The sequence below is a fragment of the Paraburkholderia caffeinilytica genome (assembly GCF_003368325.1).
Classification (GTDB): domain Bacteria; phylum Pseudomonadota; class Gammaproteobacteria; order Burkholderiales; family Burkholderiaceae; genus Paraburkholderia; species Paraburkholderia caffeinilytica.
Window position 1 is genome coordinate 320,162 of the sequence record NZ_CP031466.1, and the last position, 17,829, is coordinate 337,990.

Consider the following 17,829-nt stretch of genomic DNA (forward strand, 5'->3'; position numbering starts at 1 on the left):
CTTAGACGTTCCAGAATTTGCGTATGACGATGCATTTCGCTATTGACAAATAAACTGGCCCAGCCATAAGATGCATTCACCCCGACATACCGGTGCAGTCACAGAGTCAAAACGGGGCGAGATAACCCCCAATACCGTCAGCCCGCGCCTCTGAAATCCGAACGCGCGGCCGGCCGTCTCGCCTCACATCCAACTTTTGAGGGAGACAAGCATGGCAAAGGCATTCGCATCCCAGGCCGATCTGGAAGTCAAAAAAGTCACGTGGACGCAACTGTCCGAGAACGCCTACGCGTACACCGCTGAAGGCGATCCGAACTCGGGCGTGATCATCGGCGACGACGGCGTGCTGATCGTCGACACCACCGCCACGCCGGCCATGGCGCAAGACCTCATCGCCAAGATTCGCAGCGTCACCGACAAGCCGATCAAATATGTCGTGCTGTCGCACTATCACGCCGTGCGCGTGCTCGGCGCGTCGGCCTATTTCGAAGAAGGCGCGCAACAGGTGATCGCGAGCCGCGGCACGTACGAGATGATCGTCGAGCGCGGCGAAGCGGACATGAAGTCGGAAATCGAGCGCTTCCCGCGTCTCTTTGCCGGTGTCGAAACGGTGCCGGGCCTGACGTGGCCCACGCTTGTGTTCGAAAAAGAAATGACGTTGTTCCTCGGCAAGCTCGAAGTGCGCATCGCGCATCTGGGCGCCGGGCATACGAAGGGCGACACCGTAGTGTGGCTGCCGTCGCAGAAGGTGCTGTTCTCCGGCGACCTGGTCGAATACGACGCGGCCTGCTATTGCGGCGACGCGCAACTCGAACAATGGCCGGCCACGCTCGAAGCGCTGCGCGCGCTGAAGGCCGAGAAGCTGGTGCCGGGCCGCGGCCCCGCATTGACCACGCCGGAAGACGTCAACAAGGGCCTCGATTACACGAAAGACTTCGTCACCACGCTGCTGCAACAAGGCCGTGAAGCGGTTGCACAGAAACTGGACTTGAAGGCCGCGATGGCGCACACGCGCAAGGCAATGGACCCGAAGTTCGGCCACGTGTTCATCTACGAGCACTGCCTGCCGTTCGACGTTTCACGTGCCTTCGACGAAGCGAGCGGCATCACGCATCCGCGCATCTGGACCGCGCAACGCGACAAGGAAATGTGGGACGCGCTGCAGGCCTGATAACCCCATAGAAACGCCGGAAAGCGTCAAGCAGAGCAGAGAAGGACGGAGACACAAGATGAGCATCAACTACCAGACGCTGTCGTTCGACTATCGGCCGTGCCGCGAACAAAGCGGGCAAAGCGATGCGGAGCAGACGACCTATCCCGTGATCGTGGTCGGTGCGGGACCGGTGGGTCTCGCTACCGCAATCGATATCGCGCAACAAGGCGTGCCGGTCGTACTGGTCGACGACGATTGTTCGTTGTCCACCGGTTCGCGGGCGATCTGCTTCTCGAAGCGCTCGCTCGATATCTTCGACCGGCTCGGCTGCGGGCAGCGGATGGTGGACAAGGGCATTAGCTGGAACGTCGGCAAGGTGTTCCTGAAAGACGAACTGGTGTACACGTTCAATCTGCAACCGGAAGCGGGCCACAACCGGCCCGCGTTCATCAACCTGCAGCAGTACTACGTCGAAGGCTTTCTGCTCGAACGCGCGCAGGAATTGCCGAATCTCGAGATCCGCTGGAAGAGCAAAGTGGTCGGCGTGCAGCAGAGCGGTGCGCCTGGCACTGCTCAAGCCGGTGTGACGCTAACCGTCGATACACCCAATGGCCAGTATCCGTTACACGGCCGCTATGTGGTGGCCGCAGACGGCTCGCGCAGCCCGATGCGCAATCTGATGGGACTCGATAGCCATGGCGTCACGTTCAAAGACCGCTTCCTGATCGCCGACGTGAAGATGGAAGCGGAGTTTCCGACCGAGCGCTGGTTCTGGTTCGATCCGCCGTTCCACCCGAATCAATCGGTGCTGTTGCATCGTCAGCCGGACAACGTGTGGCGGATCGATTTCCAGTTGGGCTGGGACGCCGATCCGGTGCTGGAAAAAACGCCGGAACGTGTCATCCCGCGTGTGCGTGCATTGCTGGGTCCGGATGCGAAGTTTGAACTGGAATGGGTCAGCGTCTATACGTTTTCGTGTTTGCGCATGGACCGTTTCCGGCACGGCAACGTGTTGTTCGCGGGCGATTCCGCGCATGGCGTGTCGCCGTTCGGCGCACGCGGCGCGAATAGCGGCGTGCAGGACGCGGAAAACCTCGCATGGAAACTGGCGATGGTGCTCGAAGGCAATGCGTCCGATTCCTTGCTCGACACCTATGCGAGCGAGCGCGAATTCGCCGCCGACGAAAACATCCGCAACTCCACGCGCTCGACCGATTTCATCACGCCGAAAAGCCCGGTTAGCCGCGTGTTCCGCGATGCGGTGCTGAAGCTCGCACGGCATCATCCGTTTGCGCGGCAGTTGACGAATAGCGGCCGCCTCTCGGTGCCGGCGGTGTTGCGCGATTCCCCGCTGAATACGGCGGACAGCGACAGTTTCGAAGGTCTGATGGTGCCGGGGGCGTCGTGCGTCGATGCGCCGGTTCATGCCGAGGGGCAACCGGCATGGCTGTTGCAGCAACTCGGTCAGCAATTCACGGGCGTGTTGTTCTGCGGCTCGCAAGGTATCGATCAGGCGACGCAAGCTGCGCTGGACGCATTGCGTCGCGGGCCGGTTCCGCTGAGGCTTGTCGTGGTGACGAGTAGCGATGCGCCGGTCGCGGCGGCTTCGGGTGCAAAGGTGGTGTACGACGTCGACGGTCTCGCAGCCGCGCGTTACGACGCCAAACCCGGCACGTTCTATTTGGTCCGCCCGGATCAGCACGTGTGTGCGCGCCGGCGGCAACTCGACGTGGGCTTTGTGGAAGGCGCGTTGAAGCGAGCGTTGTGTGTGGAAGGCACGGCCTGAAGGCAGAGCTGGCGCAGCGAAGCCAGCACAGCGCGAAAACGCCGCGAACGCAGCCGGCGCGCAATAGGCGACATACGCAGTACATCGGCAAAAGAGAATGGCAGGAGACAGTCATGGCATTGAACACGCAACCCAACCTCGCCCGCCCCGACGATTTCTACGAGGCGCTGATCGATATGCATCGCGATCTGGACGACGCGCAGAGTCAGTCGGCCAACGCGCAACTGATCCTGTTGCTCGCCAACCATATCGGCGATCACGCGACGCTGCTCGAAGCGATGCGGCACGCCCGTGAAGGCGTGACCGATGTTTCGGCGCAAGGCGCGCACACGCATTCGCTGGCCGCTTGAGCGCGCGTCACGACGACTTGTAACGATTAAACGCTGCACGTGCGTGGCCGTTCGAGCCACGCGCAGTCCACCTCGGCGCGCGACGCACTTGTGCCGCCGCATGCCGTTCCAGTAGAAAACAGAAACGCGGCGCATCAAGACGCCGGACCCATCGGGTCCGTTGGACCCTCACGTTTGGAGATAACGCATGAGCCAATCCCTCGCCCCCGCGCTCGAGCCGGGCGCATCCGCCGCTGCGCACGACGACCTGCTGTATCGCAAGGTTTCGATGCGGATCATTCCGTTTCTGTTTCTGTGCTACGTGGTGTCGTTTCTCGACCGCATCAATATCGGCTTCGCGCAATTGCAGATGAAGCACGACCTCGGTTTCAGCGACGCCATGTATGGTTTGGGCGCAGCGGTTTTTTATATCGGCTACGTGTTGTGTGAATTACCGAGCAATATGCTGCTGGCGCGCTTCGGCGCACGGCGCACATTCACGCGGATCATGCTGCTGTGGGGCATTGCGTCGGTCGGCATGATGCTGGTGTCGAAGCCCACGCACTTCTACCTGCTGCGTTTCATGCTCGGCGTGTTCGAAGCGGGGTTCTTCCCCGGCATTGTGCTGTATCTGACCTACTGGTATCCGGCGCGGCGGCGCGCTGCGGTGCTGTCGATTTTCTTCGCGGGTGTCGCGGTGGCGGGAGTGCTCGGCGGCCTGGTGTCCGGCTGGATCATGCGCGATATGGGCGGCGTGATGGGTCTGTTCGGCTGGCAGTGGATGTTCGCGATCGAAGGTGCGCCGGCCATCGTTCTCGGCCTGCTGGCGGCGTTTTATCTGGTCGACGGCCCGCAACATGCAACGTGGCTCAGCACCGCGGAGAAGGCGCGACTGATCGCGCAGCGCGATGAAGACCGCCGGGTTGCACCGGACGCGCATTCATCGCGTGCCGTCATCCAAGCGCTGCGCAATCCGCGGGTCTATCTGTTCGCGTTCATCTATTTCTCGCTCACCTGCGCCTCGCTGACGTTGAACTTCTGGATGCCGCTGATGATTCGCGACTTCGGTGTGCACGATGTGCTGGCGGTCAGCCTGTACACCGTGATTCCGAATGCGGTCGGCGCAGTGGGCCTGATTCTGATCGCGCGGCATTCGGATCGTCGTGGCGAACGACGCCGCCACTTTGCGGTGTGCACGATCGGCGGCGGCATCGCGCTGTCTCTGTTGACATTGCATCTGAGCAGCTTCCCGGCGATGCTTGCGATTCTCTCGCTGGCGGCCGTGCTGATCTTTGCCGCGTTGCCGATTTTCTGGACCGTGCCGTCGGGCTATCTATCCGGCACCGCGGCCGCAGCCGGCATCGCGCTGATCAGCAGTATTGGTATTACGAGCGGGATTGTCAGCCCGTGGGTGATCGGTCTGATCAAGACGCACACCGGCACCATGGACAACGCGTTGTATCTGCTGACCGCGCTGTTGTTCGTCAGCGGTGTGGCGTTGCTGATGGGCGTGCCGAAAGAAACGCAGCGTATCTGAAGATTGCACGGGTTTGGACGTCATATCGGGTAGAGTCGCACCTATTCCCTTGCGACCGCGCCTCTCACGTCCGAATCTTTGCGATGTATTCGATCGAACCTCTTGCGTTACCTCACGACGGGCCGCCCGACATTGCGTTGTGGCGGATCGATTTCGCGTTCAACGCGTCGCTGGACAACGCCGCCTTTGCGCCGCTCAGCGACGAAGAACGCGTGAGGGCCCAAAGCTTTCGCCGCCACGAAGACACGCTGCGGTTTGCAACGGTGCGGGTGGCGCTTCGCGAGCAACTCGCGCGGCGTCTCGGCATCGCGGCCCACGCCGTGCGCTTGACCCTCGATGCCAATCACCGTCCCCGTCTCGCCGATTCCGATGCGTACGATTTCAATGTCTCCCATGCGGGCGCGCATGGATTGATCGCGATGTCGCCGTGCCGGCGCGTCGGTGTCGATATCGAGCAGTATGCCGATCGATTCGATTGGCGTTCGATCACATCGTTGACGCTCGATGCGGGCGAGGCGGCGTGGATTGCGCGGCTGGACGTCGCGCAGCAGGTCAGTGCGTTTTACGACGCATGGGTTGCCAAAGAGGCGCTCGTCAAAACCACGGGCGTGGGCATCGCGCGCGGCCTGCAGCATCTGATCGTGCTGCCGCGCGGCGGCATGCAGGTGGCCCTGCACGATCGGATTCCCGACGACATGCGCGAGATTGCCGCTCGCTGGATCGCGGCGCCAGAAAGCTATTCCGCATGCGTAGCGTGGTCGACGAAAATGTTCGCCCGTTAAGTTAATCAAAGGGAGGCTTCAGCCGCGCGCTCTGACCGCAGAGCCTTGCCGACGTTGTCGCGACAGAGTCTGCCTTTTTTCTCCGTTCTGCGATCAGCCGCGTGAATGACCGCACAGGTTTGCAGCGCAGCACGCTGCACTAAGCGTTCGGTTCGCCAAACGCCAAAGCCTTCGGCCATCCAAAGGCATGCACCTGCGCGTTTTGCACCAGAGCCCGTATAAGTACGTGCTAACATGTTACGTTGCAATCGACACGTACGCGAGACCGGCAATGAATACAATGGGATCGGTAAAAGCCGAGTCCGACGAAAGCCAGGGAAAGTCTCTCCGCCTCGTCGCCTATGAAAATTTCACGCAGCAAATCCTGAACGCCAATATCCGGCCTGGGCAATTCGTGTCGCAGCGCGAGCTGATGGTTCTCACGGATATGCCGCTTGGCGCGATTCGTGAAATGGTGCCGCGACTTGAAGCCGAGGGGTTGATCAAGACCGTGCCGAACCGTGGGCTGCAGGTCTGTCACGTCGATCTACGGCTGATCCGTAATGCGTTTCAACTTCGCCTCATGCTGGAGCGGGAGGCAGTGGCGAACTTTACCCGTACGGCTTCCGACGCCGACCTCGACAAGATCGAGCGCGCACACAAGGATATCGTGCGCCGGGCCCTGGCAAAGAAAATCGACGACCGTCTTCTCAACGACGCGCAAACAGTCGACTGGGGTTTGCACGACATGATGATCGATGCAATGGGCAACGAAATCGTGTCGCAGATTTACCGGGTCAACAGCTTGCGCATCCGGCTGATCCGCCTGGAACACGTGGTCCTGAAGCCCGACGTGGTGGTCCCGACGATGACGGAGCATCTTGAACTGATCGCGGCCATCAAGGAGCGCGATGTGGACAAGGCGGTCGATCTGCTCAATACACATATCGAGAACGCGCGGCAGCGCTCGATGGGTAACTTCGGCTAGCAGAGCGCGGACCTACCGGATCAACCGGATCAACCGGATCAACCGGATCAACCGGATCAACCGGATCAACCGGATCACCCGGATCAACCGGATCAACCGGATCAACCAGATCAACCGGATCAACCGGATCAACCGGATCCACCGGATCAACCGGATCAACCGGATCAACCGGATCAACCGGATCAACCGGATCAACCGGATCAACCGGGGCGGCCGCAATCCCCCGGTTCCCTTCCCTGCAAATTCTTTTTTGACGCCTCTCCGATTTCTAACTAACATGTCAGTTCGTAGTTGGCACGTAACCGGATCGTTCCGGGGCGATGTTGACCGGATAGGGCGGGCTTCGCGCCGCCAGTGTCTATGACGAGAGGAGACAGGCATGGCTTTTGAAGGGCAGGGCGTGCTGGCGGCGGTCACGACCCCACTCGATGCGGCGAACCGGGTGGATGTGGCATTGCTGGCACAGCATTCGGCCGATCTGCTGCGGCGCGGCTTACACGGCATTACGCTGTTCGGCACGACAGGCGAAGGTCCGTCGTTCACCGTGGATGAACGCAGCGCTACCCTCGAGGGACTGCTCGCGCGGGGAATCGAAAGCAGCGAACTGGTAGTCGGCACGGGCGCGGCGGCACTCGGCGACGCGATCTCCCTGACGCGGCATGCGCTTGCGCAGGGTTGCCGTCGCGTATTGCTACTACCGCCGTTCTTCTTCAAGGGTGTCAGCAGCGCCGGCGTTGCCGAAGCGATCGGGCAGGTGATCGACGCGGTCGGCGATTCGCGCTTGCGCGTCATCCTGTACCACATTCCTCAGGTGTCCGGAGTGGGCTTCGACGACGAGGCCATTGCGACGCTGCGCCAGCGCTACGGCAGCGTGATTGACGGCATCAAGGACAGTAGCGGGAACCTCGACCATTCGCTCGCGCTGATTCGCAATCATCCTGGCCTGAATGTCTATGTAGGCGCGGAAGATACGATCGGACGCGCACGGGCGGCGGGTGGCGCGGGATCGATCTGCGGGCTTGCGAATATCGCGCCGGAGCAGGTTCGCGCGTCCTATGACAGCGCACGGGACCCGGACTCCGGCGTGATTACGGCGTTGCTGCGAGCCGTTGACGGCCAGTCCTTCGTACCGCTTCTCAAGGCGTGGGTGGCCGCTTGCCAGGGTAACGACGGCTGGCGCCGGGTACGGGCACCACTTGTCGGCATTGACGCGCATGCGACTGCTGCGCTGCCGCGTGCACTGCTATCCGGCGCAGCAGCGTGAAATTCACGCAGCAGCAAGTGTGCGAGGACCAGGAGGAAGACACGATGGATCACGAAATCTGCCTGCCCGAGCAGGCCGACGATATGGCCGCGACGCTCTTCGCCGCGCTGCGCGAAGCCCTCGGCGCAGCCGCCGTGCTGACGGGCGAGGACATCCCCGCGCGCAACGAACTTGACTGGAGCACGCTCGCACCGCAGCGGCCGCTCGCGGTCCTGCGTCCCGCCGACACGCACGGCGTGGCCGCCGCGATGCGCATCTGCGCGCAATATCGCGTGCCGGTCGTGCCGCAAGGCGGATTGACCGGCCTGTGCGGCGGCGCGCGGCCTATCGAAGGGGCGGTGGCGCTGTCGCTCGAGCGTATGGTTGGGATCGAGGAGATCGACCCGGCATCGGCAACCATGACGGTCAAGGCGGGTACGCCATTGCAGAGCGTGCAGCAGGCAGCGGACGACGCCGGTTTCTTCATTCCACTGGATCTCGGTGCGCGCGGCTCATGCGCGATTGGCGGCAATCTGTCGACCAACGCGGGTGGCAATCGAGTGATCCGTTACGGCATGGCGCGCGACATGGTGCTGGGGCTCGAAGTCGTGCTCCCCGACGGCAGCGTGGTCACTAATCTCAACAAGATGCTGAAGAACAATGCAGGCTATGACCTCAAGCATCTGTTCATCGGTAGTGAGGGGACGCTCGGCATCATCACGCGCATCGTGCTGCGGCTGTCTCCCAAGCCCGGCTGCACGATGGCGGCCCTGTGCGCGGTGGAAAGCTACGACAAGCTGGTCGCGCTGCTGAACGCGGCGCGCCGTGGCCTGGGCCCGCTCCTGTCCGCGTTCGAGGTAATGTGGCCGGATTACTGGCGGACGGTCACGCAGCGCGTGCCCGGCGTGAGCAATCCGCTACCCGGCGAGCATGCCTGCTACGTGTTGATCGAAGCCCAGGGGATGGAGGAGGCGTTCGATGCCCCGCGCTTCGAAGCCTGGCTGACGCGCCAGATGGAAGGCGGCGTGCTCGCCGATGCGGCGCTCGCCCAATCGCTTGCAGACGTTCAGGCGTTTTGGGGCGCGCGCGATGCCTGTGCTGAATTTCCCCAGGTACTCGGACCGCACGAGCCGTTCGACATTGGCTTACCGGTCGCGGTGATGGATCAATACGTCAGCGCTTGTCTCGCGGCATTGCGGGCACGTTTTGCCGATGCGGTCGCGCTCTTCTACGGACACATCGGCGACGGCAACCTGCACATCGTTGCTTGCGTGCCGGGCGCCGTGCCGCAACCGAAAGAAGAGATTACCGCCATTGTCTACGGTCTTGTCCAACAGTTCGGTGGAACGATTTCAGCCGAACACGGCATCGGCCTCACCAAGAAACCGTGGCTACCCTACACGCGCAGCGAAGCTGAGCTCGCACTGATGCGCCGCCTGAAAACGGCGCTGGATCCGGAGAACCTGCTCAATCCCGGCAAAGTGATCTGAATGATCTGAACCGCGGCCCACGATGACCGGCACAAGACCGGAAGCCGTATCCCGTCAAGGGAACAACAAGGAGACGAAATGGAGACGAACCTGCACCCCGTCAACGGGGACGAAGAGGCGTTGCTGGAACGCGCGATCAGGCGCGCCAAGTGGCGGCTCGTGCCGTTTCTGATCCTGATGTACATGCTGGCCTATCTGGACCGGGCGAATATCGGTTTTGCCCAGCAGGCCTATCAGGCGTCGACCGGTGTGAGCAACGCGGCATTCGCATTCGGTGCGGGCATTTTCTTCATTGCGTACGCGCTCTTCGAGGTACCCAGCAATCTGATGATGCATCGCGTCGGCGCGCGTGTCTGGCTTTCGCGCATCATGGTCACATGGGGGCTGATTTCGGCGACCATGGCGTATGCAAGGAGCGATTCGCTGTTCTCTTTCATTCGCTTCTTTCTGGGTGCGGCGGAGGCGGGTCTGTTCCCCGGCGCGGTTCTCTACATGACATACTGGTTCCCGGCGCGTGCGCGCGGACAGATCATGGGGCTCTTCTATTTCGGCTCACCGCTCGCGTTGATGCTGGGAGGTCCGCTGTCGGGCTTGCTGCTCGAGCTCGACGGCCTGTTCGGCCTGCATGGCTGGCAATTGATGTTTCTTGTCGAGGGACTGCTGGCGTCGGCGGTGGGTGTGTGGGCTTATTTTTACCTGTGCAACCGCCCCGAAGACGCGAAATGGATGCCGCGCGAAGAAGCGCAAGCGCTCGCGCGCGCACTCGCTGCTGAAGACCGGCTGAAGCAGCAGACCGGCAAGATGAGCTTCCGTGCCGCGCTAGCCGATCCGAAGCTTCTGCATTTCGCGGTCCTCTACTTCTCGATCCAGATTGCAGGCTACGGCGTGGCGTTTTATCTGCCGACCCAGGTGAGCGCGCTTCTGCATGTCAAAGTGGGGTTGCACGTTGGGCTGACCTCGGCCATTCCATGGGCGTGCGCCATTGTGGCGGGCGCGTTCTATCCGGGTTTCGCGGTACGTACCGGACACCGGCGTGGTTTTGCGGTGCTCTCGGCGCTCTCGATTGCGTGCGGTCTTGCGGTCTCGGCCAACATGGGTCCCGTGGGGGCGATCGTGGCGCTGTGTTTCGTGACGATGGGCATCATGACCGTGCAGCCGATCTTCTGGACGTTCCCGGCGGCTTATCTGGGCGGCACGGCGGCGGCGGGGGGCTTCGCCGTGATCAACGCGGTCGGCAATCTCGGCGGCTTCTTTGCGCCGACCGCGCGTAACGCGGCGGAGGCTTCGTTTCACTCGGTCGCGGCGGGGCTCTATGTGCTTGCAGCGAGCGGCCTCGTGGCGGCGTTTCTGATCGCCATGCTGCGCCCCGCGCAGGCCGATCGCCGTGTGGCCGATCCAACGGAGCCGTTGCGCGCAGAGATCTGATACACCGTGGTGAGCGAGCACAATGAGGCTGCGTTGCGATTCGGCGTACCGAGGCAAGCGACGCGCATCTAAAGATCGAACCGGCTCGAACGTCATATCGGGTAGCGTCGCGCATAGCCCGTTGCGACAGCGCGCTTGACGTCCGAACCGATTCTTTCTGTGTAGGCGCTGTACTACGCGTTCGATTCACCAAACACACAAGCCTTCGGCCATCCAAAGGCATGCACTTGCGTGACCGGCTGCGCGAGTGCAACGGCTGCACGAATCTTGCCCGACATCGGCAGATCGAGCACATGCCAGCAGCCATGTTCAGCAAGATCGAACGCGCAGGCCGCGGTGTCGCTCGAGAGCAGCGCCAGATCGATATCGACAGGTGCGTAGCGCAACGCATTGCACAAGCTGCTGTAACGCGCGCGTTGGCGTGAGCCTTCCTGTGTCTCGTCGAGACTCGCGCCGGGCGAGGGGACGACGACGCTCAGGCCGAGCGTCGTCGGCGCGATGCCGATCACGATCCAGATGCCGCCGTAGGCGATATCGATCGTGATGCCGCGACCGTCGTGCGGATGCCGCGCGCGCAGTTTCTCGTTGCCGTCGTCCTGCAGATCGACGGCATGTGGCTCGCCGTCGAACAGATTCGCGACGATCCAGCGCACCACCACGCGTGCGCTGATAAAGCGTTTGCGTAGCGCCGAGTTCGGGTGAAGCCGGGCGCGTTCGCGCTCTCCCTTCGACAGCCACGTCTCGCCTTCCTGCACCGGCACGGGTAGCCATTCGCAGCGGAATCGCCACACATGCAACTCACCCGCGCGGGGTGCGGCAACGCTGTGCGGATAGCGGCGCGTTAGCGGCCGCGAGATGAATTCGGGCGTGACGGCACGGGCGATCGCATGGACGGGGCGAGCAGCTTGAACCGGTCGAACAGGTTGATCGGCTTGCAACGCGTTAGCGCTATTCGCCGCCTGCGAGTCGACGCCAGGCGAGTTGCCATGCGCACGCGAAGGCGCGAGATAAACGAGTTCCAACGGCATACGCTCGGGTCCTCAATGCATATACGTGACGCGGCGCGCTTGCACGTCGAGTTCGACACCGGCATCGAGCAGATCGATGGCGAACCAGCGGATCAGTTTCAACACGCCGCTGACGGCGGGCCCCGGCAGCCATTCGCTCAGCATGCGCAACGCAGCGCCGCTATGCGTTTTCTGCAGCAACGCGATGGTTTGCAGAATCACGGCTTCGTCCTTGCCGAGATCGCTGGCGCAGCGGCATCGCATGTCGAGCGGACGATAGGACACGTGCCTCAGCGAACGCATCAGCAGATCGAAATGCTCGATGCCGTCTTGCCGCAAGCCCACGCCGCTCAGGATGTCGCGCCAGTGCACGCCGCCGCGCGCCGTTTCACACGCCGGCCGCAGCCAGGTGCGCACGGCGCTGAGGACCGTGCGATCGGGTGCGTCGGCGGTATCCGCGACGTGATCGTCGACCAGTTCGGGACGGCTGTTGTGGTGAGAGCGGAAGTTCATCGTTGCTCCTGAATGGACACGGTCCAATGAGTCGCGCCGGCCTGACCGGAGGAGGGCCGCGTCGCAGGCCGCCACATGTTGCGTGCGACGGATAGGCGATGACGCCGGATGTGCGTCACGGCGTGCTTCAAGTTTTTGCGGACAGCGGATGGCATGGACGTGATGATGAGCCAATTTTCTGGTAAATGCAAATCATTCGCATTTAGAAAGTGTGTTGAACGGGACTTGACGCGGCGAGCGGTGCGGGCGGCCGGCTTGCCAGAAGCCGTTACGCAGAGCCTGAGCCGGCGCAGCGGGAGCATCTGCGTACTGGCGTTGAACTGTCCCCAGGAATTCCCGGGATACCGGGCGACTGTCTTAAGCACGTACACTCATCGCTTATTCCCTGCGCTGAGAGAAACCGTGCCTGCCATCACCTGCATCGAAGATTTACGCGTGCTTGCTCAACGGCGCGTGCCGCGCATGTTCTACGACTACGCCGACAGCGGCTCGTGGACCGAAAGTACCTATCGCGCCAATGAAAGCGACTTCCATCGCCTGAAGCTGCGGCAGCGCGTGGCGGTCAACATGGCGGGCCGCAGCACGCGCACGGAAATGATCGGCCAGGCGGCCGCCATGCCCGTGGCGCTCGCGCCGACGGGGTTGACCGGCATGCAGCATGCCGACGGCGAAATCCTCGCTGCGCGCGCGGCGGAGAAGTTCGGCGTTCCGTTCACCCTGTCCACCATGAGCATCTGCTCGATCGAGGACGTGGCCGCCGAGACCAGCAAGCCGTTCTGGTTTCAGCTTTACATGATGCGCGACCGCGATTTCATCGTGCGATTGATCGAGCGCGCTCGCGCTGCACGGTGCAGCGCCTTGATGCTGACACTGGATCTGCAGATCCTCGGCCAGCGTCACAAGGACATCAAGAACGGGCTGTCGGCGCCGCCCAAATTGACCCCTGCGAACCTCATCAACCTGGCGAGCAAGCCGCGCTGGTGCCTCGGCATGCTCGGCACGCGGCGGCGCACCTTCGGCAACATCGTCGGCCATGCGAAGGGCGTGGGCGATCTGTCGTCCCTGAGCTCATGGACCGCCGAGCAGTTCGATCCGGCGCTGAGCTGGGCCGACGTCGAATGGGTCAAGAAGCTGTGGGGCGGCAAACTCATTCTGAAAGGCATCATGGATGCCGAAGATGCGCGCCTCGCCGCCGACAGCGGCGCTGATGCGTTGATCGTCTCCAACCATGGCGGCCGTCAGCTGGACGGCGCGCCTTCTTCGATCTCGGCGCTCCCGGAGATCGCGCGCGAGGTTGGCTCGCGCATCGAAGTGTGGATGGATGGCGGCATTCGCAGCGGACAGGACGTGCTGAAAGCCGTTGCGCTCGGCGCGAAAGGCACGCTGATCGGCCGCAGCTTCCTCTACGGCCTGGGCGCGATGGGAGAGGCGGGCGTCACACAGTGCCTGCAGATCATCCAGAAGGAACTGGACATCACCATGGCCTTTTGCGGCCACACGGACATCCGCCGGGTGGACGAGCGGATCCTGTTGCCTGACAGCCGTTGAAGCAAACACGTGACGAACGCAGCGCGACTCGCGCGATAGCGGCCAGGCAGACGCTAACCGGTGAGTCGCGCTGCGTTCAGCTCTTTCGTGACGTCTTGGCGACAAAGGGCGTCGGCACGTGCTGACACGTTTCGCTTCCGCACTTGGGGCAGCGCGGATGGGCGGTCTCGTGTTCAGCGAGATGTTCAGCGTGTTCGAACAACTCGCCACATTTATCGCAACGATATTGGTACGTCGGCATTACACCCTCCAGCATGAGTCCCGTCTGCGTTGGCCGGATACCTCGCCAGCACGATCCGGTAGTCTGAAAATCCATTCTAGTGCAGCAAATGCGCGGTCATGCGTCTCATCTCGCCCAGCGCTCACTGGCTGTGACGACGCCACTGGCGACCCGCGCTTCCGCTGACGAGTCGTTCGTACTAGGCTTGATTGTGGAAGGCAGTCGCCGGCCGGCGAATGTGACGAATCGCGATCCGCCGACGAAAGCAGCCTCCCGCCGGTGTTCCTGACGCCACTGAGCGAGGTCCGATATGCAACTGCTTACGGTAACAATCGTCAAACCCGAAGCGACGAACTTCATCCTGGGACAAACCCACTTCATCAAGTCTGTCGAGGATCTTCACGAGGCCATGGTCGGTACCGTGCCGGGTATCAAGTTTGGCTTGGCCTTTTGTGAAGCGTCGGGTAAGCGCCTCGTGCGCCAGTCCGGCACCGCCGCCGATCTGGTCGAGTTGGCGAGCCGGAATGCCATGGCGATTGCGGCGGGCCACAGCTTTCTGATCTTTTTGGGCGACGGCTTTTTCCCGGTCAATGTTCTCAACGCGATAAAGGCGGTGCCGGAGGTATGCCGGATCTTCTGTGCGACGGCGAATCCCACGCAGATTCTGGTTGCCGAGACGGATCAGGGGCGCGGTATCCTGGGGGTGGTCGACGGGTTCCCGCCGCTTGGCGTGGAAAACGAGGAGGACGTGAAATGGCGCAAGGATCTGCTACGTGCTATCGGTTACAAAGCGTAGGTGCGGTGGCTGTCATTACGCGACATGCGCGTTTGCGACATGCGCGTCTGCGGCATGAGTGCCGGTTGGCCTGATCCATGGAGCCGCTCCGTCTTCAGCCCGGCACGCTATGGCCGGCCATCCTGCGCCAGACTGAGCATGCGCTGCGTCGTGGCGCACTGCGACCGATCGAGACAACCCAGGCGCTGATCGAAGACTGTGGCGTACGCTTCCTCGTCCGCCGGGTCTCCAGCCTCGCTCGCAAGGAGGAAGCCCGGCACGCGCCTAAGCCCAACGCCGGTACGCGCGGCGCATTCAATCCGTTCCTTCCTTATGACCCGGACCTTTTTGTGGCCGATATATCGGCCACGCACGTCGCCTTGCTCAACAAGTTCAACGTCATCGACCACCATCTGCTGATTGTCACACGTGGTTTCGAATCGCAGGACGCGCTGCTCGATCTGGCGGACTTTGCTGCATTGATCGCTTGCATGGACGAGTTCCATGGTCTGGGTTTCTACAACGGCGGCGTGGACGCCGGCGCGAGTCAACTCCACAAGCATCTGCAGATCGTGCCGCTGCCGCTCGCAGAATCAGGTCCGCCGCTGCCTATTGAGTCCGTTCTTGCTTCCGCGTGCATGGAGGGTTCGATTGGCAACGTACCCGGCCTGCCTTTCAGGCACGCGTTTGCCCGTCTGGAACTGGCTCCTGCCGCCTCAAGGCACGCGGTACACGCCGCGTTCGATTGCTACCACGCGTTGCTCGAAGCGGTCGGCCTGCAAGCAATCGAGGTGAACGGAGAACTGCACCAATCGGCGCCGTACAACCTGCTTGTCGCCCCTCGATGGATGCTGCTCGTGCCGAGGTCGTCGGAACGTGTCGAGGGAATCTCGGTGAATGCACTGGGGTTTGCCGGATCGCTTTTCGTGCGCGACGCGGCGCAGATGCAAGTCATCGAGGCGCTCGGTCCGATGACCGTGCTGCGACGAGTCGCGGTCTCCGCAGACGAATGAGCGCCGCAGTCGCTATTTCTCCGGTCACCTAAAATACAGGCATGGTTCTGACCTCAAAGGAGGTTGCCATGACCGAGTCGATGACCAGTTTTGTAGTGGGAATCGTGGTGGTGCTATGTATCGCGATATTTGCCGCGGTACGTTACAGGCGGGAACACGACGACCGGCCGGTTTCCCGCTGGCTGCACGCGCATCCGATCAAGGACTGGCTGCACCACAAGCACTGATTGGCGCACGGTGATGTCTGGAAGCGCCGGGGCGCGCGAATGCTGTGGAGGCAGCGATCGCGCGGCGGTTCGCATCGGGCTGGGCGGCGCTTCTATACGGTCTTGTCGGCAAACCGAATTAGATCGCAATCGACGGAATGCTCTTCATGCAGCGCAGCGCGAACATCGAGCGGCTGTGACGGATGCCCGCGATTTTATAGAGTTTCTCGCGTAGAAAGCGTTCATAGCCCGCCGTGCCGTCGACCGCCACTTTGACCAGATAGTCGTAATCGCCTGACACCAGATACGCCTCCAGCACTTCGGTGAGCGTCGCCAGTTCGGCTCCGAAGCGGGCCAGGGCGTCGTCGTCGTGACGGTCGAGCGTGACTTCGAGCAGCACCACGTCGGCGAAGCCGAGCTTCTGTTGATCGAGCAACGCGACGTAGCCGCGGATATACCCCTCCGTTTCCAGCTGACGCGTGCGATTCCAGCACGCCGTGGTCGACATGCCGACCAGGTCGGCGAGTTCAGCGTTGCTCAGGCGCGCGTTCTTCTGCAACTCGCGCATGATCTTTCGATCCTGATTGTCCAGTGGGCGATTTCGGGTGGTCATGGCATTCTCGGAATTTTGTTCAGTAAAATGCCATTTTAATGGAAGAACGTCCTGCATCCGCTGGATGGGAGGATTGCTTTAGGAAGCATATCCAGCGGGCGTCCGGGTATATTTTCAGGGTGCATTCATGCCCGGGACAACCGTCCGGATCGCCGGCCTCAGGCCGGCGGTCTTGCGCGGCCACAAGCTGCCATCCGGTGTCTTGCTGCCTTCACACGAGGGCGGCACGCAGGCGAATTCCGGCATTACCCGTGCCGGAAGACGCGCTTGCCGGGCATGGACGCATTTTCTCAATCGAATGCTGATCGGCGCCGGACCTCTGCGTCCGCGTTGCGAGATAGCGGGCGGACCTTAGCTTGACTTGGTCGGCGCTTTGATCGCGCTTTGTACCGCGATGTTGCGATACACGTCACGACAGAATTGCATGCTGCCTTGGTGCGCACCATTGACGGCGGCTGTTACGTGCACCGCAGCTTCAACAGGTTCAGGCGCCGGCGGATTGACGAGCGCGGCGTTGATCGCGAGTGGGTCGGTAGGCGACGCCCGCATGATGCCGATGCCCTTGATCGTTACGGCGAGACAAGGGTCCGGCATGAGCGCACCATGACTGGCGGCGACGTTGAAATTGATGTTCAGCGTCCAGAAGCCCTCATGAATGTTCTGATGAATGATCACTGCCTTCACCACCTCCTGGTGTGACAGTGTGTACTCATTGTTTACCATCGGTCCCTCCTTGCTCCTGCGCAGCGTCTGTGTGCGAGTGCAGATATGGCATTTTGCGCGGGCTAATCGTAATAGGCCTAGTTTTACGCACCGTTTTGTACAGCGCAAGTGAAAAGGCAGGTGCGCCGGCGCGTGATTTTGCGCTTACGTGAGGAGGGTAACGTTCAGGGTGCGAACGTCTGCGGATGCGCGGCCGCTGGGACGGGCAGGGCCACGCGGAGCGACCTTCGGGTGAAGGGCTCAGGTTGAAAGGATTTCAGCATCCGGCATGCCCAGCTAGCTATTCGGATGCCGTTGGCATTCGCGCAGCGCGCAAGATTGCACATGGTCGCGAGATCTCATGCGGACATCATCAGAATAGGTGAATAGCATTCCAAAGTATCCGTTGTCGGAGACGACAAACTAACGTCTGCCTATTGCCGATAAAACCGGCGCGACGGCGCAAATATGTATCGACGATCGACACAAGAAAGGCCGCCGGATATCGATGCTGTGAACT

18 protein-coding genes are annotated in these 17,829 nt (G+C 61.9%); 13 read left to right on the forward strand and 5 right to left on the reverse strand.

The window, feature by feature from the left end; genetic code table 11:
• The first annotated feature begins 211 nt into the window (after nt 1-211).
• The 9 genes from DSC91_RS01540 (at nt 212) to DSC91_RS01585 (ending at nt 10,712) form a co-directional block, all read left to right on the forward strand.
• Nucleotides 212-1,171, forward strand: a complete 960-nt coding sequence (locus tag DSC91_RS01540; protein WP_115776510.1) for an MBL fold metallo-hydrolase — start codon at nt 212-214, stop codon at nt 1,169-1,171.
• Between the two features lie 58 nt (nt 1,172-1,229).
• Nucleotides 1,230-2,939 (forward strand): FAD-dependent oxidoreductase, encoded by a 1,710-nt coding sequence (locus tag DSC91_RS01545; RefSeq protein ID WP_115776511.1) that lies wholly within the window; start codon nt 1,230-1,232, stop codon nt 2,937-2,939.
• A gap of 113 nt (nt 2,940-3,052) precedes the next feature.
• Nucleotides 3,053-3,289, forward strand: a complete 237-nt coding sequence (locus DSC91_RS01550; RefSeq protein WP_115776512.1) for a DUF2783 domain-containing protein — start codon at nt 3,053-3,055, stop codon at nt 3,287-3,289.
• 187 nt (nt 3,290-3,476) lie between these two features.
• Entirely contained in the window at nt 3,477-4,805 is a 1,329-nt protein-coding gene (locus tag DSC91_RS01555; protein WP_115776513.1) for an MFS transporter, read from the forward strand.
• Between the two features lie 83 nt (nt 4,806-4,888).
• A complete protein-coding gene (locus DSC91_RS01560) occupies nt 4,889-5,587 on the forward strand; it encodes a 4'-phosphopantetheinyl transferase family protein (protein WP_115776514.1) in 699 nt (232 codons plus the stop codon).
• A 271-nt stretch (nt 5,588-5,858) separates the two neighbouring features.
• Nucleotides 5,859-6,554, forward strand: a complete 696-nt coding sequence (locus tag DSC91_RS01565) for a GntR family transcriptional regulator (RefSeq protein ID WP_229758380.1) — start codon at nt 5,859-5,861, stop codon at nt 6,552-6,554.
• Nucleotides 6,555-6,933: 379 nt separating this feature from the next.
• Complete coding sequence (locus DSC91_RS01575; RefSeq protein WP_115776516.1) at nt 6,934-7,818, forward strand: dihydrodipicolinate synthase family protein; 885 nt, start codon at nt 6,934-6,936, stop codon at nt 7,816-7,818.
• Nucleotides 7,815-9,287, forward strand: coding sequence for an FAD-binding oxidoreductase (locus DSC91_RS01580; RefSeq protein WP_229758379.1), 1,473 nt, complete (start codon nt 7,815-7,817; stop codon nt 9,285-9,287). Before DSC91_RS01575 ends, DSC91_RS01580 begins: the two co-directional genes overlap by 4 nt.
• 78 nt (nt 9,288-9,365) lie before the next feature.
• Complete coding sequence (locus DSC91_RS01585) at nt 9,366-10,712, forward strand: MFS transporter (protein WP_115776517.1); 1,347 nt, start codon at nt 9,366-9,368, stop codon at nt 10,710-10,712.
• Between the two features lie 173 nt (nt 10,713-10,885).
• On the opposite strand, the gene DSC91_RS01590 is transcribed toward DSC91_RS01585, so the two are convergent.
• Both DSC91_RS01590 and DSC91_RS01595 read right to left on the reverse strand, forming a co-directional pair.
• Nucleotides 10,886-11,740: a 4'-phosphopantetheinyl transferase family protein gene (locus tag DSC91_RS01590; RefSeq protein ID WP_115776518.1), complete on the reverse strand. Its 855-nt coding sequence runs from the start codon at nt 11,738-11,740 to the stop codon at nt 10,886-10,888.
• A gap of 12 nt (nt 11,741-11,752) precedes the next feature.
• The gene (locus tag DSC91_RS01595; protein WP_115776519.1) at nt 11,753-12,232 is read right to left on the reverse strand and encodes a hypothetical protein; all 480 of its coding nucleotides are present in this window, start codon (nt 12,230-12,232) and stop codon (nt 11,753-11,755) included.
• Nucleotides 12,233-12,634: 402 nt separating this feature from the next.
• On the opposite strand from DSC91_RS01595, the gene DSC91_RS01600 reads away from it, so the two are divergent.
• Entirely contained in the window at nt 12,635-13,780 is a 1,146-nt protein-coding gene (locus DSC91_RS01600; protein ID WP_115776520.1) for an alpha-hydroxy acid oxidase, read from the forward strand.
• A gap of 76 nt (nt 13,781-13,856) precedes the next feature.
• Here DSC91_RS01600 and DSC91_RS01605 read toward each other — a convergent pair whose 3' ends face one another.
• The gene (locus DSC91_RS01605) at nt 13,857-14,021 is read right to left on the reverse strand and encodes an FmdB family zinc ribbon protein (protein ID WP_115776521.1); all 165 of its coding nucleotides are present in this window, start codon (nt 14,019-14,021) and stop codon (nt 13,857-13,859) included.
• Nucleotides 14,022-14,310: 289 nt separating this feature from the next.
• On the opposite strand from DSC91_RS01605, the gene DSC91_RS01610 reads away from it, so the two are divergent.
• The 3 genes from DSC91_RS01610 (at nt 14,311) to DSC91_RS37800 (ending at nt 16,015) form a co-directional block, all read left to right on the forward strand.
• Nucleotides 14,311-14,796, forward strand: a complete 486-nt coding sequence (locus DSC91_RS01610; protein WP_115776522.1) for an adenosine-specific kinase — start codon at nt 14,311-14,313, stop codon at nt 14,794-14,796.
• Nucleotides 14,797-14,873: 77 nt separating this feature from the next.
• Nucleotides 14,874-15,788, forward strand: a complete 915-nt coding sequence (locus DSC91_RS01615) for an ATP adenylyltransferase family protein (protein ID WP_115776523.1) — start codon at nt 14,874-14,876, stop codon at nt 15,786-15,788.
• A 68-nt stretch (nt 15,789-15,856) separates the two neighbouring features.
• Nucleotides 15,857-16,015: a hypothetical protein gene (locus tag DSC91_RS37800; protein ID WP_167470484.1), complete on the forward strand. Its 159-nt coding sequence runs from the start codon at nt 15,857-15,859 to the stop codon at nt 16,013-16,015.
• Nucleotides 16,016-16,133: 118 nt separating this feature from the next.
• Here the strand turns inward: DSC91_RS37800 and DSC91_RS01620 are convergent, their stop codons facing one another.
• Nucleotides 16,134-16,607: an Lrp/AsnC family transcriptional regulator gene (locus tag DSC91_RS01620; protein WP_115776524.1), complete on the reverse strand. Its 474-nt coding sequence runs from the start codon at nt 16,605-16,607 to the stop codon at nt 16,134-16,136.
• Between the two features lie 351 nt (nt 16,608-16,958).
• Nucleotides 16,959-17,330 (reverse strand): hypothetical protein, encoded by a 372-nt coding sequence (locus tag DSC91_RS01625; RefSeq protein ID WP_115776525.1) that lies wholly within the window; start codon nt 17,328-17,330, stop codon nt 16,959-16,961.
• Nucleotides 17,331-17,829: the final 499 nt, after the last annotated feature.